We start from the raw sequence: 20,174 nt of genomic DNA, 5'->3' as shown, positions 1-20,174 counted from the left end.
CATTGAATGACAAGTGTCCTTTACTTTTTCCATGGTCGAAAGAGCCGGAGACAACCGAGTGCGTGAGCACCGACGCCTCATTGGGCTCACCCAGGCGCAGCTGGCCTCAGCTGGCCAGGTGAGTCGGCAGAGCATCGTCTCCATCGAACGCGGTGACTACGCACCCAGTGTCTACCTGGCAATACGGCTGGCAGGAGCGCTGGGAACCACCGTCGAAACACTCTTCCCGCTACCGGAACATGCCGAGGAGACAGTATGAGCACGATGATGAAGGCACTGCGGTTCGTCGGCGATCTGGACGACGACTTCTACAAGGACGAGCGCCAACGCGACGTGTGGAACGAAGCCTCAGCGGTCGGGTTCCAACTGGCGTACTGGATCGCTTTGATCGCCGCCGCGATTCTGCCGTGGGTTGCCGGACGAACCGGCGCGTGGATTTCATTCGGACTGATCATCGGGTGGTTTGTCTGTTCGATGGTGGTGCTGCGCTACGCACAGGCTCACGATGTCGATGTCTACGCGAGCATGAGGGGTCTCGAGCCCCGAGTACTCGTGGCCGGGTCCGTCTACGTGATCGCACTGATCGGCGTCGTCGCACAACTGATGGCTCGGCCGGGCGAGGGAATCGCGACCTGGGCCGGCGGTGGAGTCGGTGCGCTCATCGGACTCACGGCTGCCGTCCTGGGTGTAAAACGCCACCAGAGGCGCGCCGCCCTACGCGACGAGGCGGACGAGCTTCTCTGAACGCCCATCTTTCTGACAGCCCATCTTTTCTGACGGCCCAGAAGTTCGCGGCAACCGAATAGAGTGGAGGCGCGCTCGGGCTCTACCTGCTCGGGTCCCCACTATTCGGAGGTCAGATGCCCAGCCCACTCCCGGACTTGGTGTCGGTTGTCATACCCGCGTACAACGCCACCGAACTGATCGACGAACAGCTGGACGCGCTGGCCGCACAGGATTACGTAGGCCGCTTCGAAGTAATCGTCAGCGACAACGGTTCTACCGACGGTCTTCGGCGGCACCTGGAAAACTATCCCCATGCGGCCGCGCTCGCGCTACGGCTGATCGACAGCAGCGACAAGCCCGGTGCGGCGCACGCCCGCAATGCCGGTGTGGCACAGTCCAAGGGCGAGCTGATCGCATTCGCCGACGCCGACGACCGCGTCCACTCCGGGTGGCTCAGCGCGATGGTGGAAGCATGCACGCGCTACGACGCAGTGGGCGGCACACTCGAAACGGCGTCGATCAACTCTGCTGCCGTCGCCTCCTGGCGCCCACTTCCGACAAGCGGCACATTGCCGAACATCCCCGGATTTCTCCCTGTCACTGCAGGCTGCAGTTTTGCCGCGCCACGGTCCCTCATCGACGAGCTCGGTGGATGGGACGAGGAATTCACCGGTTCCGGTGAAGACTTCGAGTTCTGCGTTCGACTTCAATTGCGGGGCTTCACTCTCGGACAGGCCACCGACGCCGTGACCGCTTACCGCCTGCGTGACTCGTACCTCGAACACTGGCGACAGAACGTGGCGGGCGGACGTGCCGATGCCAAGCTCTACGCGAGTTTCCGCGACCACGGAATGCCTCGCCGATCGCCCATTGCGCTGGCTGACACGATTGCCTACATTGTCTTCCGAAATCCCTTGATTCCGAGGAAGGTCCGGAGAAACACCACGGGAATGTGGCTCTTCCACCTCGCCAATCTCTACGGACGCATCCGTGGCAGCATCGAAAACCGTGTCTACTACCTCTGAAAGTCAGAGATAGACGATGCGGTACTTGATACTGCCTTTGATCCGGCCCACCAGATTACCGGTGGTCCATACCCATTCGCCCCGACGACTACGTGACCATGCCCAAGGCCACACCGGCAGCAATGCCACCACGACACCGGCATGCACGAGCGGCCAGTACCAGGCGCGGCCAGGAGCGTCGTACTGCCGCGCCACTCTGGCTTCTTCCTCGGCGTAACTCACCACCTGACGCCACGACTCGCGCATACCCGTCCGAAAGCGGTAGGCGACAATCGCTTCGGGGCTGTTACCCAAGGTGTAGCCCTTTATCTGCGCGCGCCAACAGAACTCGACATCGCTTCCGGCTGCCGGATAGCTCTCGTCCCAGCCCCCGATATCGTCGAATACCTCGCGCCAGATGCCGAGGTTGCAGCCGAAGGTGATCGGTAGGAAACGACCGAGCACTTGAAGTTCGTCAGGTTCCGGTAACGCACGCCAACGTGCCACAACCGGGTCGTTCAGGGTGTGTTTCTCCAGTGGGCCACCAACAAGATCGAAGGACGCCGACGCCGACGCCATAGCGGTGAGCCACCCCGGATGGACGCGATCGTCCTGATCGCAGTACGCCACAAACGGATACCGGCTCGCCCGCGTACCGACGTTACGCGCGGACGACGTTCCCGGCACCGACGAGGAATCGACCCAGCGAAGTGTCAGTTGATCGCGAAGCGGATGCCCCTCTACATGTGTACGCAGCGCGGACTCACCCGCGTTGTCGCTGATCACCACTTCGAAACGGCCGTCGAAGTCCTGACCCGCCAGTGCATGCAACTGCTCGTCGAGGAGAGGCAACGCGTGGAAGGCTGCAATCACCACCGAGATGGATTCTGCTGAGCCTGCCGACCTTGCCGAATTTCTCCCCACATGGCTACTCATGTGAGTTGTCTCCCCAATTCCTCGACAGTACGACCTTCGGCCGAGAGTACCGACTCCACTATCCGGATGTAGTCCCGCACTATCTGTTCGGCACTACTGCGACGCAGTAACGCCACCGGATAGATCAGGGCTCCAGTCAGTCCACTCGGCACGTTATCCGAGAAGTGTTCGGTGATCGCGTATTCCAATTCATGCTTCGCCACACAGTTCGAGAAGGGCTCGGATCGAACCGACAGGCCATGGGCGTCGATGTCGATTCCGGCTTCGGCACGTTGGAGGATCATCGTCGCAGGGAAGAGCACATTCATCGACTCCGACTCCGGCAAGCCCAGCGCCTCGATCAACCGCGGGCCCGAGATGTCGGGATGAGCCAAACCGTCGAGCAACGACGAACGAACCTGCTCGACAACATCATCGAACGCGATCCCCTTGTCGACGTGTATCCGCATGAGTACGTCTTCGGCGAAGTTACCCACCATGTCGTCGAGAAGCCGATCGCCACGACCGGCGTTTGCCGTCGCTACCCGAACGTCGGGATTCTCGGCGAGGGCGCTCAGTTGAACGGCAAACGCGGCTTGGAGAATCATGAACAGACTGACACCCCGGTCGTGCGCATACGCCGTCAAATCAGCATGCAACTGCGAATCGACGTCGAACTCGACGGTCTCGCCTGCCGTCTGCCACACCGCCGGCCTGGGATGATCGGATCGAAGCATCGGACGCGGTTCCCGGCCGATAACGTTCTGCCAGTGACGAACCTGTCGATTCAGTTCACTGTCCGGATCGAGCGCCGAACCCAGAATCTTGTGCTTCCAGACCGAGTAGTCACCGAATTGAACCGGCAATTCCTGCCACGAGGGTTCGAGGCCGGCGCTACGTGAGGCATACGCGATCAGAACATCACGCGTCAGCGGCCCCATTGAATACCCGTCCGCGGAAATGTGGTGCACAACGATGGCGAGAACAAACTCCTCGGTTCCCAACTGCAGCACTTGCATTCGGAACGGAAGGTCGGTGGTCACGTCGAAGTCGGACCAGAGGAACCCGTGCAGCACCGCAGCCAACTCCGACTCCGACACCTGCTTCGGCTGCAGATCCAGGGAGACGTCGGCCACTGGCACGACAACCTGAACGGGTCCGTCCGGCGTCGGCGGATAGATCGTGCGGAGCGATTCGTGGCGGGTCAAGAGATCGGTAGCGGCTGCAGCCAGCACCGTGTGGTCGATCTTGCCCCGTAGACGCAACGCAATCGGCACATTCCAATCACTGCCCTGCTGGGCGCGATTTGCCGCCCAGATCCGCTCCTGCGCAGGCGCCAGGGGTACTACCGCGCCCGCCGGACGCCTCACCAAATCGGGTCCACGGTCGGCACTGCTCGCCGCGGCGCCGACGAGAACCGCCAGTTCGGCGACGGTCTGCGCGTCGAAGACAGACCGGACCGCGATCTCTGCCGAACCGGACTCTCGCAGCCGTGCAACCACTCGTGTTGCCAGCAAAGAGTTTCCGCCGACCTGGAAGAAGTTGTCATTCATGCTGACGCTCTCGAGTTCGAGCACGTCGGCAACCGTGGCAGCAACCAATCGTTCCGTTGCATTCGTGGGCGCAACAAACACCCGCTGCGGGATTCGAGGCTCGGGCAGACGGCCGCGGTCGATTTTGCCGTTTGCATTGTGCGGCAACTGCTCGAGCACCTCGACGACGGAAGGCACCATGTATCCCGGCAGCCGGGACCGAAGGTGTTTGTCCAGCTCCTCGAGATCGAACAGATCCGAACTCGGTGCGCTCACGTAGGCGACGAGTCGCGCGTCGGCACCGTTCGGCGAGTAGACGCTCACCACTGCTTCTCCCACACCGGGATAGCCGGCCAGGGCGGACTCGATCTCTCCCAACTCGATGCGGAATCCACGGAGCTTGAGCTGCAGGTCGATGCGGCCCAGATAAGTCAGCGAGCCGTCGCGGCGACGACTGACAAGGTCGCCCGTGCGGTAGAGCCGACCGCCCGGGGCACCGAACGGATCCGCCACGAAGCGCTCGGCAGTAAGCGCCGAACGACCCAGGTATCCACGTGCCAACTGAATTCCCGACAAGTAGAGCTCGCCCGCTACTCCGTCCGGAACGTGGTGCAGACGAGAGTCCAGAACGTACGCAGACACACCCGGTTCGGGCAGGCCGATAGGTATCGCGCGGGTGTCGGCGCCGGACACCCGATGCCGAGTGGCGCTTACCGCTACCTCGGTGGGACCGTAGAGATTATGCAGGGTCGCAGGGGATATAGCGCCGAACCTCGCTGCAAGTGATACCGGCAATTCCTCACCGATGCACAGCACATTCCGCACGCATTCGGGGAATCCGGTGTCGGCCGCTGCGGTAAGCATCAGCAACATCGAAGGAACAAGATGTACGTCGGTGATCGACTCCTTCTCGATGACCGACAGCAACACCTCGGGTTCGAATTGCGAGTCCTGCGGTGCCAGCACGAGTCTGGCACCCACGTGCAGCGCCCACCAGTACTCCCAGATCGACAGATCGAAGCCTGCCGACGTCTTGACGAGCACAGCACTCGACGCGTCCATCGGGTATTCCTGCTGCATCCCGCGCAACTGATTGACCACCGCGGCATGAGGTACCACGACGCCCTTGGGTACACCCGTCGACCCGGACGTGAAAATCACGTATGCCGGGTGATCACCACGCAACGGCGCGCGGCGCTCGACATCGGTCATCGCACCTGTGGAATGACCGCTCAGATCGAGTGTATGAAGGTCGACCTCCACCCAACTTCCACTGCCCACTCCGTCCGCACCACCTGCGGTCACCACCACGCTGGGTGCAGCCGTGTCCAACACGAGCGCAACTCGCTCTGTGGGCTGCGTGAGTTCCACCGGCACGTAGGCGCCGCCCGCCTCGACCACCGCGTACATCGCGATCACCTGGTCGATCGAACGCCGAACAGCAACTGCCACCTGAGTTTCCGGCCCAACTCCGAGCTCGACGAGATACCGCGCCAGCGCGCACACCCGCTGCTGCATCTGCGCGTAACTCAGCGTCTCATCGCCAGAGGTGATCGCGGGTGCGTCCGGACTGATCCTGACCTGTGCGTGAAACTCGGAAGCAAGTGTCACAGCTCCGTGCACCAACCCGGTTCCACCACTGGCAATCCCGTCGATGCGGCGATGATCCGCACTCGACAGCAGCGGGATATCTCCACAAGGGAGGTCCACAGAATCGATTGCGGAATCGATGATCCGGAGGTAGCGATCGGCAAAGTCGGCGATGGTACCCGAATCGAAAAGGTCGGTGGCGTAGACAATTTGCGCCGCCATGGGTCCCGATTCGCCGTCTGCGCCGGGAACCAGGGTCAGATGGAGATCGAATTCCGCCAGTTCGATATCCGGATCGACGACGGACACCTCCAGTCCCGGCAAGGCAAAGGTCATATCGCCAAGGTTCTGGAACGAGAGTGCGACCTGGAACAGGGGATGATGAGCCTGTGTCCTCGTCGGCTCCAGTACCTCCACCAGCCGTTCGAAGGGGATATCCGCGTTGGCAAATGCACCGAGATCCACTTCTCGCACCATGTCGACCGCATCGGAAAAACTCGTTGACAGCGGCAAAACCGTCCGCAGCGCAAGGGTATTGACGAACATACCGACCACCGGATCAAGAGCCTGCTCGCCGCGGCCGGCGACGGGAGTTCCGATCGTGACGTCATCGGTGCCGGCAAGTCGCCCGAGGAGCACCGCCAAAGCGGTGTGCATGAGCATGAATACCGTAACGCCTCGAGCAGCGGCAAGATCGCGCAGCGAAGTGTGCAGTTCTGCGTTCACCTCGAACTGATATCTGGCACCCACAAACGACTGCCGTGCAGGCCTAGGACGATCACAGGGAAGATCGAGCACTTCCGGGGCACCACTCAGTTGCCCGCGCCAGTAGCCGAGTTGTTGCGCAGCAACCGAACCCGATTCCTTCTCGTCACCGAGCACCGTTCGCTGCCAGATCGCGAAGTCGGCGTACTGGATCTCGAGTGGCTCCCACGTAGGTGCGAAGCCGCTGATGCGAGCCGCGTACGCAGTCATCGTGTCTGCCGCCAGCTGCGCCATCGAATAGCCGTCGGCACTGATGTGGTGAACCACCAGCACCAGTACGTGGACAGGAACCGCATCCGCATCTCGGCCACCCACCCGGAGCAGGTCGACATGGATCGGAACCCTCGCGGTGACGTCGAAGGGTGTTCTCGCCGACACCAGAATACGCTCGTGCAGAGAAGTTTCCGGAGTCCACTCGGCTTGCAACTCCGCGTCGAGCGATGACGGCGGCAGCACGTCCTGATACGGACCGGCCACCGAATCCGGGTACACCGTCCGCAGCACCTCGTGCCGTGTTACGACATCTGTGATCGCCGACCCGAGCGCTACCACGTCAAGGTCACCCGTCACACGCAGCACAATCGGAATGTTCTCCGTAGCCGACGTCGGATCGAAACGATTGAGGAACCACATCCTCTGCTGCGCAAGCGACAACGGGACGCGTTCGGGACGTGCAAACGCGCGCAGCGGTGGACGCGTCGAAGCACCCCGAGTGATTCGTGGCGCCAACTCCGCCACTGTGGGTGCGTCGAAAAGATCACGCACACTCAACCCTGCGTCGAATGCCTCGTTTGCACGGGCTACCAATCGAGTGGCAAGCAAGGAATTGCCGCCGATCTCGAAGAATCCGTCGTGAATACCCACGGTTGCCGAGCCGGTCACTGTTTCGAAGATGCCGGCCAGTGCCATTTCGTCATCGGTTCGCGGCGCCACGTACACACGTTGCTCGAAAACAGGTTCAGGCAGGGCTTTTCGATCCAGTTTTCCGGCCGGCGTCACAGGCAGCGAATCGATGAACGTAATCGATGCCGGACGCATGTACGTCGGCAGATGTGCCGCGAGGTGTGCGCGCAATCCTGCACGTTCAATCTCGACACCTCGGTGAGCGAGCACATACGCCACCAGCACCGGTTCGGATGCTTGCGGACCACGGTAGGCGATCGCCACCGCAGCAGCGACATTCGGATAAGTCGCTACGGCCGACTCCACCTCACCCAATTCGATCCGGTAACCCCGGATCTTCACCTGATCGTCGCCGCGCCCGCAATACCGGTGCTCTCGAGTAGCGGCGTTCGAACCCGTCACACGTACCCGGTCGCCCGTTCGATAGGTGCGAGAACCCGGAGCGCCGTCCGGGTCCGCGACGAAGCGGGACGCCGTCAGGCCTGGTTTTCCGTGATAACCCCTGGCCAACGCAGCGCCGGACAGATACAGCTCACCCTCGATACCCGGTGGAACCGGCACAAGCCCGTCCCCACGCACCACGGCCGTTGTACCCACTACGGGAGCGCCGATCGACACCGGCACTGACGGATCCATCGGACCGCATTGTGTTGCCATCACCGTGGATTCGGTAGGTCCGTACGCGTTGTACATCCGTCGCCCGGCGCCCCACGTCCGAACCAGAGCCTCGGCGCATTGGTCACCGCCGACGATGACCACCGACAGTTCCGGTAGGTGTTGCGCATCCATCGACTCCAACGCAGACGGGGTTACAAAAGCGTGAGTGACGTGCTGTTCGCGAAGGAGCTGCGTCAGCTCTGTGCCGCCGTACACATCGTCGGGGACGACAACCATCGCCGCACCCACACCGAACGCCAAGAGCAACTCGAGTACCGAGGCATCGAAGCTCGTCGACGCGAATTGCATAGTGCGCGAACGGGCATCGACTCCGTAGTGCTTCTGCGCCTCCACAAATGCGGACAGGCCACCGTGAGTGACCGCTACTGCTTTCGGCGTGCCGGTCGAGCCTGACGTGTAGATCAGATATGCGACGTTGGACAAACGAATCGGGGAGCGTCGGTCGCTGTCCACGATCGGGGCACCATCCGGCTCACTCCGGCTCCGCAGATCACCGAGGTCCAACACCTCGATCCGAGCAGAAAGATTCGCCGGCAGAACCCGTTCCACGTCAGACCCTATAACTAGCGTCGTACCCGAATCCTCGAGCATGTGCACGATGCGATCGGCCGGGTAATTCGGATCGACGGGAAGGAACGCGGCCCCGGACTTTGCTACTGCCCACACCGCAATCACGTAGTCGAACGAGCGGGGTACACAAATCGCGACAACGGATTCCGGACCGAAACCGCGTCGAATCAATGTGCGCGCCAGAATATTCGACGCTCGGTCCAACTCGACGTAGGACAACTGGTCGCCGCGGTCAGGATCGATCAGTGCCGTCGTGCCGAGCGAAACCCCACCCTCCAGGATCTCGGGCAACGTCAGCCGCGTTCCGTCGAACGGCACGGCCTCCGGAAATTGATCCGTGGCAAGTCGCAGATCGATCGAACGCACGGCAATCGTTGCGTCGGCCGCAACCACGTTCAACACGCATGCGAGCCGATCTACCAGGCTCTGAGCCGTCGACTCGTCGAACAGGTCTGTGGCATAGGCCAATTCCAGATCCAGCCCGGAAGGTTCACCCGAGACACCCAGCGTTGACGTTGCGCTCCACTCGAGGTCGAAGCGCACCGAACCGGTGTCGATTGGTTCCACCTCGACGCCGCCGAGATCGCCGGTCGCAATCTGCACCAGGTCTGCAGCCGATTCGGCGACCGTGACCGTGCTCTGGAACACCGGGTGGTGGCTTCGTGTCGGCAACACTCCGACGGCCTCCACGACGTGCTCGAACGCGACGTCTGCATTTGCCAGCGCCGCGAGATCTTGTGCGCGCACCACGGCAAGAAGCTCGCCGAACGAGGCAACGGGATCAACTGCCGTACGCAACGCCACCGTTCCCACGAACATGCCGATCGTATCGGCCAAACGCGGGTCGTTTCGGCCCGAAACCGGTGTCCCCACAACGATGTCCGACCCCGCGCCCAGTTGGGACAGCAAGGCCACCACACCGGCGTGCACGACCATGAACATCGAAACCTGCTGCGCTCGGGCGAGATCTGCCAAGCCTTCGCGGACAGCCGGCGTCAGAGGGCAACTGACCCGCGCTCCGCGCTGAGTGGGCTGATCGGTTCGTGGCCTGTCCCACGGAAGTTCGAGCAGGGCCGGAGCGTCGGCAAGCGCTTCTCGCCAGTATGCAAGCTGCTGCCCCGCAACAGACTGCGGATCGCGTGGGTCACCGATCGCCGCACGATTCCACAACACGTAATCGGCATACTGATGCACCAGCGGAGCCCACTGCGGGCTGCCGCCCGAAACTCGAGCAACGTACGCCTGCACCAGTTCCCGCAACAGGATCGGTATCGATGCGCCGTCTCCGGCAATATGATGCAGTACCAGAACGAGTGTGTGGCGGTCTGTACCGACACGGAGGCAGTGCACCCGCAATGGCCCACGAGCAGTGATATCGAAGCTGCCCGAGATCAACTCACGAATCCGCGCGGTGCGCTGTTCGGAACCGGTATCGCTCAAGTCCTCGAAAGTGACTGCCGCACTGTCGGTACCTGGTGCGTCCGCTTCCTGGACGACCTGTGCGACGCCGTCGCCGCTCTCGACATACACCGTGCGCAGAACCTCGTGCCGGATCACCAGATCACCTACCGCCGCAACAAGTGCCGCGACGTTCAGGTCGTTGTTCACCGTTACTGCCCCAGCGATGTTGTAGGCCGCCGACGAGGGATCGAGTCGGTTCAGAACCCACATTCTCTGCTGAGCCGGCGAGAGCGGCAACCGCTCCGGCCGAGCCAGCTCCCCCAGACGCGCGGACTCCTCGATGCGGCGAGGCAACTGCGCGAGTGCATCTGCCAGCCCGGCCACTGTCGGATTGTCGAAAATATCGCGCAATCGGAGGTCAGCGCCCACCCGTGCGTTGACCTCACCGATTATGCGATTGGCCACCAGCGAATTTCCGCCGAGATCGAAGAAGTCCCGGTCGACGCTCACCTCGTCGTGGCCCAGCACCGCGCGGAACACCTCGGCGATCTCGGCTTCGGCCGCGTTTCGCGGTGCGAGAACCACTCGGTCGATCGGCCGTTCCGGCGTCGGCAGGGCTCGGCGATCGAGCTTGCCGGTAGAACCGAGTGGGAGTTCGCTCAGCACTGTGACCGAGCTGGGCACCATGTACGCAGGCAAAGTCTGCCGCACATCCGCCAGGAGCTGTGCCGTGTCGGGAACGATGTCACCCGTAAGCATCACGTAGGCAGCGATTTCGGCACCGGTCGCCGGATTTTCGTACACCCTTGCCACCGCACCGGCAACACCCGGCAGTCCGACGAAGGCTGCCTCGATGTCCCCCAGCTCCAGTCGCTGACCTCGCAGCTTCACCTGGAAGTCACTGCGCCCCAGATATTCGAGTGTCCCGTCAGCACGCCACGCGACCACGTCGCCTGTTCGGTACATCCGTGTGCCCGGGGCGAACGGGTTCGCGAGGAAGCGACCGGCCGACAGATCGCTCCGCCCGACATAGCCCCGCGCCAACTGAACGCCCGCCAGATACAACTCTCCACGCACGCCGACAGGGACGGGATTCAATCGCGAATCCAGGACGTAAACAGCGGTGCCGCTTACCGGGGAGCCTATCGAGATCTCCCGCCCGTCTAGAGCCACCGAGCGAGGCACCTCGACTGCGGTGACGTCCACAGCGGCCTCGGTGGGGCCGTAGAGGTTGTGCATCTCGACCTGCGCCAAACGGTGAAGCGCGGCAGCGCTCGTCAGTGACAGTGCCTCGCCACTGGTGAATACGATGCGCAGGCTCCGGAACATGGGTGCGCACTCGACATGAGAGCCGACAAATGCATCCAGCATGGAAGGAACGAAGTGAACCACCGTCACCTGTGACCGGTCGATCAACTCCCCCAGATATCGCGGATCGCGGTGGCCGTCCGGCGAGGCGATCACCAGCGTTGCCCCGATCACCGCAGGCAGTAACAGCTCCCACACCGAGACGTCGAACGTCACCGGTGTCTTGAGCAGGAACACGTCTTCTCGGTCGAGGGAGTAATCATCTCTCATCCATGTCAGACGGTTGACCAGACTCTCATGCGACACCACAACGCCCTTCGGCTCACCGGTGGAACCAGACGTGAAGATCACGTATGCCGGATGTCCACCGAGCAGCGGGCGCATGCGGTCGCAATCCTCGATCGGATCGGACGAGTAATGCGCAGTGTCGAATTCAGCCAGTACCGCCTCGGTGATCGTCAGCGTCGCACCGGCAGCTGACATCATCGCGTCGATCCTCGGGCGAGGCAGGCCGGGATCCACCGGTAGATAGGCTCCACCAGCGGCCAGCACGGCGTGCACCGACACGACAAGGTCGATTCCGCGCGGAAGTTCCAGTGCCACTATCTTTTCCGGACCAATTCCGCGATCGATCAGCAGCCTGGCCAAGCTGTTCACCCGAGATCGGAATTCGTCTTCGGTCAGTACCTGATCCGCCGATCTCAACGCCACGGCGTCGCTGCTCGGTGCAGCTCGCTTTGCGAGCAACTCGGAGTACGTGCAGGGCACTCCGACAACAGTTTTCGGCCCACTGCCCCAATTGTCGAGGATCAACTCTCGCTCGGTGCGCCCGAGAATATCCGCCGAGCCGATCCCGGCGGCGGGATCGCCGACCAACGTCGCAAGCAACCCGGCGAATCGCTGCGCAATGGACACTGCCGTCGCCCGGTCGAAAATATCAACGGCGTAGGTCAGCAGGACGTCGAGCGCCTGCTCCGGATCCGGATCCGTCGCAACAGTCAGATGTAGATCGAAACGCGACACCGGTAGATCGATCGGGATCGGACGCGCTCTCACCCCGGCCAATTCGATCTCTGTGGGAACCGCATCCTGAAAAGCCAGCATCACCTGGAAAAGCGGGTGAAATGAACCCGAGCGCGGTGGATCGAGTGCGGCCACAACCTGTTCGAACGGAACATCGCTGTTACTCATCGCCTCGATGTCCGAGCGACTCACCTGCGCCACGAGGTCGTCGAACGAGAGGTCCGGATCGACGGCAGTACGCAGAACCACTGTGCCGACAAACATTCCGACGAGGTTGTCCACCGACTCATGGGTACGTCCGGCAACGGGCGTACCGACCGCGACGTCGCCCTGACCGGACAACCGTGCCAACAGAACCGCGACGACAGAGTGGACTACGGCAAACAGAGTTGTGCGGCGCGAACGAGCGAACCCTCGCAACAGTTGGTGCACGTCGCCGCTCACCTGGAACCGCACTGTGTCGCCCTCGGCAGAGCGCACCTGACCGCGGGGCCGATCTATTGGCAGATCGAGCACCGCTGGTAGGTCGGCCAACGCCGACTGCCAGTATTCGAGTTGCCCGTCGAAGCGCCCGGTAGCGGTCGCGGTATCGGATACAAGACTCCGCTGCCATAGTGCAAAATCTGCATACTGCAACGGAAGTGGCGACCACGCCGGCGCGTTGCCGTTGGCCCGTGCCGAGTACGCGACCATCAGATCACGGATCAAGGGGCCCATCGACAGACCGTCCGCCGCAATATGATGCACCACAAGCACCAGAACGTGCGCATGGTCACCGATCCGGAGCAGAACCCCACGGAGCGGTACCTCGCGGGTCAGATCGAAGCCCCGACCGGCGAGTTTCGCGATCAGCTCGCCCACGTTCTCCGGTTCGACGTCGACTGCCGGCTGCAAAATCCACGACGGTGCGTCGAGAACATGCTGGCGGGCAACACCATCGAACTCCGGGTAGTAGGTCCGCAGCACCTCGTGACGATCGACGATGTCCGACATCGCCGTCGCCAAGGCCGACGGGTCGAGATCGCCGTCCAGACCCAGGGCAACCGGAAGGTTGTACACCGGCGACTGCGGATCGAGCCGGCCGAGAAACCACATACGTTCCTGCGCTACGGACAGCGGCACAATGTCCGGACGCGGCGGTGGCGGCAGCGGCGGCACACCGAAGGCGGCCGAGCTGCGGGGCGCACTCTCGATCCAATGGGCCAACTCGGCAACGGTCGGAGCCTCGAAAAGCGCCCGGATCGGAACCTCCCGGGAGAACACTCCCGTCAGCTTGTGTGTCACCCTCGTTGCGACCAGTGAGTTTCCACCGATCTCGAAGAAATTGTCGGCTCGTCCGACGTTCTCGATCCCGAGGATCTCCTCGATGATGTCGGCAACCTGCTGTTCGACGTGCCCTTGCGGCGAGCGGTATTCACGAAGCACCGGAGTCGGTTCCGGCAAAGTCCGCCGATCGATTTTGCCGTTCGCATTCAGTGGGATCGAGTCGAGAACCTCGAGAACAGTGGGCACCATGTAGCCGGGCAGCACGCCCTTGAGATCAGCAAGAACGGCTGATCCGTCGAAGGTGGCGACCTCTGCGGGAACTATGTACGCCACCAAGGACGCCGATTCCGGAGCCGACCGCCACTCGTGGACGATGACCGCGCACGCACGCACACGCCGATCTCGGCCGAGCGCCGCTTCGATCTCCCCCAGTTCGATGCGCTGGCCCCGCAGTTTGATCTGGGAATCATTACGGCCCAGGTACTCCAGCACGCCGTTCTTACGATGGCGAACCAGGTCACCGGTGCGGTACATCCGTCGTCCTTCTCCGGACCACGGTCCCGCCACAAATCGTTCGGCGGTCAGATCCGCCCGCCCCTCGTACCACGACGCCAACTGTGCACCGCCGAGATACAACTCGCCGGGAACGCCGAGCGGGACCTGCTTCAGACGCGAATCCAGCACCAGCAGCTGTGTATTCCACACCGGTGTGCCGATCGGGACGGTGACGTCCTGCACGTCGTCGCAGTCGAACGCAGTGACGCTCACCGCTGCCTCGGTCGGTCCGTAGAGGTTGTGAATCTCGACGTCGAGATTGCGTCGAAGTTCTACAACAGTGTGCGGACGCAACGCTTCACCGATGCACAGAACACGGCGCAGCGACGGCTGATCCACTCCGCCACCGGATTCGAGAAACGCGTCGAGGAGCGAGGGAACAAAATGTGCTGTCGTGACCTCGAAGTCACGCATCGCCGTGGCGACATACTCCGGATCACGATGTCCGTCCGGCCGGGCGAGCGCCAACCGCGCGCCGCTGATCAACGGCCAGAACAGTTCCCACACCGACAGGTCGAACGTGATCGGCGTCTTCTGAAGCACGGTGTCTGTGCCGCCGAGCGGGTACCGATCCTGCTTCCAGAGCAGTTGATTCACTACCGCCGAATGCGAAACCGCGACGCCCTTCGGCATTCCCGTCGATCCCGACGTGTAGATCACGTACGCCGTGTTGTCCGGTCGCAGGGGGCGAATCCTGACTCGGTCCGTGATCGGACCAGACCTCTCGGCGGGCACGCCTTGGCTATCCACCACCAAGACGTCGACCGGGCTGACTCGGGCCGCAGCCTCACACTGGGTACGGACCGCTTCTACGGTCAGCATCAAGACGGGCGACGCGGAGGACAGAATCCGCGCAATCCGTTCGGTGGGAGCACTCGGGTCGACGGGTACGTACGCGGCACCCGATTGCAGTACCGCGCAGAGTGCCACCATCATGGCCGGCGAACGCTCGATGGCGACGGCAACACGATCCTCGGTTCCGATCCCCTTCGAGATCAGCGTCCTGGCCAGGTTTTCGACCTGGCAAGCGAACTCGCCGTAGGACATCGACATCGTGTCCGTGACAAGAGCAATCGCCTCGGGGGTGGTGCCTGCCTGAGTGGACAGCAGGTCGGCAAGGGTCGTGGGCGGCAGAGCATGGCGCGTGTTGTTGAGCGCACCGATCACGGTCGTCGATCGATCGGTGGTCAGATCGATATCGCCGATCACCCGATCCGACTGCGCGACTACGGATTCCAGGATGTGCACGAACTTGTGAGCGAACCGGGCGACAGTTTCTTCGTCGAAGAGTGCGTCGGCATAGTCCCACTGCATGTGCACCTCGGTCGGCGCAGTCGGGCTGGTCTTCTCGGACAACGTCAAGTGCAGGTCGAACTTCGAAATGCCCAGCGGCAGATCGATGATCTCGGCGTCGAGACCGTCGAGCACCAACGATCCGGAATTGAGATTCTGATAGGAGAATCCAACTTGGAAAAGTGGATGATGTGCGGCCGAACGCTCCGGGTTGAGTAGTTCCACCAAACGCTCGAACGGTATGTCGGCATTCGCGAACGCCCCGAGGTCTACGTCTCGAACCTGGTCGAGGAGTGCCGAGAACGTCTCGTGCGCATGCACCTTGGTACGTAAGACCACCGTGCCGACGAACATGCCGACAAGATCGTCGAGAGCCGGATCGCCGCGTCCTGCAACGGGAGTGCCCACCGAGATGTCGGACGTGGCACTGAGTCTGGCAAGCAGCACGGCCAACGCCGCGTGCATGACCATGAAAGCCGTTGCACCGGAGCGTACTGCCAGCGCCGAGACCCGTGCGAACAGATCGGCGTCGATCGAGCCGGAGAACGCCTGCCCGCTGGTCGACACAAGCGCTGGGCGAGCACGGTCGCTTGGCAGATCCAACCGAACCGGAAGGCCGCCCAGTTGCCGTGACCAGTACTCGGTCTGCGTCCGCGACAACGAATGCGGATCGAGTTCGCTGCCCATCAATTCTCGATGCCAGAGAGTGTAATCCGCGTACTGAACCGGCAAGGGCTCGAAGCCTGGATCTCGGTTCTCGAGCCGAGCCAGGTACGCCTGAGCGATATCGCGAGCCAGGGGCGCCGTCGAGGACCCGTCGGCACTGATGTGGTGGATGACGAGGATCAGTACATGTTCGCTCGGCCCGACCTTGAACAAGGCGGCGCGAAAGGGAATCTCGGAAGAAACGTCAAACCCTCGACGCGCGACGCGTTCGAGTTCGCCGGCCAGATCTTCCCGTGAGACCTCCCGCAACGGTAGCCCCGTCGCCTGGTCGCTGATCGGAGCGATGCGCTGAATCGGTCCGTCCGGTGAATCCGGATAGCTCGTGCGCAGCACCTCGTGTCGATCGACCACGTCGCCGAATGCACCGGCAAGAGCCACATGATCGAGTTCACCCGACAGTCGAACTGCCACCGGAATGTTGTATGCAGCTGAGCCGGTGTCGAATTGATTGAGAAACCACATGCGGTGTTGTGCGGGCGAAACACCGATCGGGCTGGTTCGAGGCATGGGCCGTAGTGCGGGTCGGCCGACCTCCGGCGTGAGACCGGCGAGCTTGTCGGCAAGCGCACGCACCGACGGCGCTTCGAAAATCGATCGCACAGCAACTGTGGTGCCGAGCGCTCGCCCGAGCACACTCGCCACCCGAGTAGCTGTCAGTGAGTTTCCACCCAACGCAAAAAATTCGTCGTGCGCTCCGACGGTGTCTGCTCCGGTTGACTCGGAATAGGTTGCAGCAACCAGTGATTCCAAACCAGGTGCGGGTTCGACATACGGGGCCCGGTTCCACACCGGCGCCGGCAGAGCCGTCCGATCCAGCTTGCCGGCGGAGGTGAGCGGTATCCGATCGATCACCATGAGCGCAGAGGGAATCATGTGCGACGCCAGGAGCGGTTGCACGTGTGCGAGGACACCGGCAGTGTCGATCTCCCGACCGGAGACGGGAAGCAGATACGAGACCAGCGACGCGGAATCACCGGACGGCCCACCTTCGTAGGTGATCGTGATTGCCGACTCCACGTCGCGGTGGCTGGTAAGCGCCGCGTCGATCTCACCCAACTCGATGCGAAAACCACGGATTTTCACCTGGAAGTCGGCGCGCCCGAGATAACGCAACGTACCCTCGGGTGTCCACTGCACCAGGTCTCCGGTCCGATAGATCCGGGAACCGTTGGCCGCCAGTGGGTTTGCCACAAAAGTTGCGGCAGTCAGGGATAGTCTCCGATGGTAACCACGGGCGAGTCCCCTGCCACTGACATACAGCTCGCCGGTGACGCCCCGAGGAACCGGCTGCAGGAACTTGTCGAGCACCACCACCGACGTACCGGTGATCGGATAACCGATATCAACGGGTGCACCAGGATCCAACGGTCCGGCAACCGTCGCCATGATTGTCGACTCGGTCGGTCCGTACGCGTTGAACATCGCGCGCCCGCGCGCCCATTTTGCTGCCAGTTCCGGCGGACACGCTTCACCACCGACAATGACCACAGCAAGGTCCGGGAGTTGTTCGGGCTCCACCGAGGCCAGCGCGGAAGGCGTCAAGAACGCGTGCGTGATTCGCTCGGCACGCAGGAAATCGGTGAGCTGTTCACCGCCGTAGAGATACGGGGGTGCAATCACCATTGCCGCCCCGGCTCCAAATGCGAGAATCAGCTCGAGGATGGATGCGTCGAATCCGGGAGACGCGAATTGCAATGTGCGAGAGTGCGGTTTCACACCGTAGCGATGCTGTTGCTCGGCCGCGAACGACGCGATCCCGGAATGGGTGATCGCCACACCTTTGGGCTTTCCGGTCGAACCGGAGGTGTAGATCAGGTATGCCACATCGCTGATCCGAATGCGAGGACGCTCAGCGTCGGTGATCGGAGCCGCAGAGGTGGAAGCGAATTCGGATCGCGCGAGCTCGTCGTCGAAATCCACAGTGATCGGGTGATACGGCCAGTTCCGACCGGCCGCGATCACCACGGCAGCGCCACAATCGGCGATCGTCGCTTCGATCCTGGCCGTCGGAAGGTCCGGATCGATGGGGACGAATGCGCTTCCGGACTGGAGCACTGCCAGTTCTGCGACAACCAGTCGCGGCCCCCTCGGCAGCACCACTGGCACAAAACTTCCCGGTCCGGCACCGCGGGCCAGCAACATCCGGGTGAGCTTGTTCGCGCGGGCGCCGACTTCGCGGTAGGTCAGAACCTCGTCCCCGTGAACTATCGCGGGGCTGTCCGGATGACGGCTGACGGTGCCCGTGAGGACGTTCTGCATCAGAGTGGGTTCCGGGGCGGGTCGACCGTACGCAGGTACCAGGTCACGCCGATCGTCTTCTCCGACAAGCGAAATCTCGGCGACGCGCCGATCACTGGGCGCGTTGACAAATCGATCCAGTAACTGCAGGAAGCGACTGTGGTGATTCGCGAGCTCAGCGCGGCTGTACAACGATGGGTTGGCCTCGAAGTCCACGCGCGATTCCTGGTCCGCGACGCTGGGATAAACGTTGATCGACAGGTCCTCGACCGGCCCGGTCGACAGAATGTGCAATCGTCCGGTCATCGATCCGAAAGTGAGTTCGTTGCCGAACATCATGATGTTGACGGCCGGTCCGAAAAGCCCACGCCGGCCGGAGGATTGAATCTCCCCGCGATCGGCTGCGTCCCGCCTCATATCTTCGAATCGATACCGCTGATGACGGAGTGCGCCTGTCAGCTCCAACGACGCATCCGCCACCAGATCGGCAACCGTTGTTGTTGCGGTGACCGACAATCGGATCGGAACGACGTTGGAGACCATCCCACCCGAGTTGCGCAACAGAGCATTCACTCGCGACGAGACCGGCAAGCTCAGTACTACATCGGAGCTGCCGGTCATCTTTGCGAAATAGAGCGCTGTGGATGCGACGGCTATCGATGAAAACGTCGCTCTCAGACGCACTGCTGCGCTGTCGATCGCGGTGGCCGTCTCCGCGGGCAATGCTCCGCTGACCACCTTCGAGTGGGTGTCGAGCGTCCCGGTTCGATCGGCCAGACTGATCGGATCGGGTAGGTCGCGTAGCCGCTCCGCCCAGTGCTTCGCGTCCAGCTGGAATCTGCTCGACAGTCGGTACTTCTGTTCATCGGAGACGATTTCCGGCAACGGCACCGCCTTGCTCGGCCTGGGTTCACGACCGGCCACCGCCGCTGTGTAGCGCTCGGCAACTCTGTCGACAAGTGTCTTCGCGCCGAAACCGTCGAGCGCGATGTGATGGATGCGGGCGTACAGGAAGTGCCTGCGATCGGCGACACGAATCAGCGCCACCTCGATCGATCGATCCCGAACGATGTCGATGGGCGTGCTGTACTCGTCCTGCATCCACTCCTGAGCGGCGGCCTCGGGATCGAATTCGGAACGCAAGTCGAGTCTGATCAGTTCGTCACGCTGAGTGTCGTCGACGACTTGATACGGCACCGGCTCAGCCGCGACAAAACGAATCATCGCCGTTCCGAGTTCACGGGCGGTGTGTCTGGCTGCCTCGGTGAGCAGATCAGCGTCGAGATCCCCGTCGATCGCGACGTACTGAGCAATCGTGATCGGAACGGAGCCGGCCGCATGTTGTGCGAACCAGATACTCTTCTGCGCTGCGGACAGCTCGAACGCCCCGGCCGGCAGATTCGAGAAATCCCGAGCGCCACCAACAACTACCGACATCGCTCGTCATCCCCAATTCACACATCCACGAAACCACGCTGCACACGCAAGCAGAAAAGCTTAGGCTAACCTATAGCTTCGTTCGCGAATCGACGCGGTGGCGATCGGCACAGATCAGGTGACATCCTCTCAACTCGATGGATCCCACGCGAAACCTGGTCTGTACGCTCGTTCACGGCGAGCCGGCACGCCACCGGACTTACCCGATATCGACAAAGTGCTAGGTCGGTTCGATCCACCGACA

5 protein-coding genes are annotated in these 20,174 nt (G+C 62.3%); 3 read left to right on the top strand and 2 right to left on the bottom strand.

The window, feature by feature from the left end:
* Nucleotides 1-31 precede the first annotated feature (31 nt).
* From RG2_RS00720 to RG2_RS00710, 3 genes are all read left to right on the top strand, one after another.
* On the top strand, nt 32-259 hold the full coding sequence (locus RG2_RS00720; protein WP_033231687.1) for a helix-turn-helix transcriptional regulator: 228 nt from the start codon (nt 32-34) through the stop codon (nt 257-259).
* On the top strand, nt 256-744 hold the full coding sequence (locus tag RG2_RS00715) for a hypothetical protein (protein WP_033231688.1): 489 nt from the start codon (nt 256-258) through the stop codon (nt 742-744). The genes RG2_RS00720 and RG2_RS00715 overlap by 4 nt, the downstream gene beginning before the upstream one ends.
* 116 nt (nt 745-860) lie before the next feature.
* Complete coding sequence (locus tag RG2_RS00710) at nt 861-1,751, top strand: glycosyltransferase family 2 protein (protein ID WP_033231689.1); 891 nt, start codon at nt 861-863, stop codon at nt 1,749-1,751.
* Between the two features lie 3 nt (nt 1,752-1,754).
* Here RG2_RS00710 and RG2_RS00705 read toward each other — a convergent pair whose 3' ends face one another.
* Entirely contained in the window at nt 1,755-2,666 is a 912-nt protein-coding gene (locus RG2_RS00705; RefSeq protein ID WP_051730278.1) for a glycosyltransferase family 2 protein, read from the bottom strand.
* Nucleotides 2,663-19,930, bottom strand: a complete 17,268-nt coding sequence (locus RG2_RS00700; RefSeq protein WP_051730279.1) for a non-ribosomal peptide synthetase — start codon at nt 19,928-19,930, stop codon at nt 2,663-2,665. Before RG2_RS00700 ends, RG2_RS00705 begins: the two co-directional genes overlap by 4 nt.
* Between the last annotated feature and the right edge of the window lie 244 nt (nt 19,931-20,174).

This window comes from Rhodococcus globerulus NBRC 14531, assembly GCF_001894805.1.
In the GTDB taxonomy this organism is placed as follows: domain Bacteria; phylum Actinomycetota; class Actinomycetes; order Mycobacteriales; family Mycobacteriaceae; genus Rhodococcus_F; species Rhodococcus_F globerula.
The sequence above is the reverse complement of the archived record's forward strand: the minus strand, read 5'-3'. Positions and strand labels throughout refer to the sequence as shown.

What these genes read in the sequence shown, in the direction of transcription:
- RG2_RS00720 (WP_033231687.1), top strand. Translation starts at nt 32, where the DNA reads ATGGTCGAAAGAGCCGGAGACAACCGAGTGCGTGAGCACCGACGCCTC.
- RG2_RS00715 (WP_033231688.1), top strand. Translation starts at nt 256, where the DNA reads ATGAGCACGATGATGAAGGCACTGCGGTTCGTCGGCGATCTGGACGAC.
- RG2_RS00710 (WP_033231689.1), top strand. Translation starts at nt 861, where the DNA reads ATGCCCAGCCCACTCCCGGACTTGGTGTCGGTTGTCATACCCGCGTAC.
- RG2_RS00705 (WP_051730278.1), bottom strand. Translation starts at nt 2,666, where the DNA reads ATGAGTAGCCATGTGGGGAGAAATTCGGCAAGGTCGGCAGGCTCAGCA.
- RG2_RS00700 (WP_051730279.1), bottom strand. Translation starts at nt 19,930, where the DNA reads ATGTCGGTAGTTGTTGGTGGCGCTCGGGATTTCTCGAATCTGCCGGCC.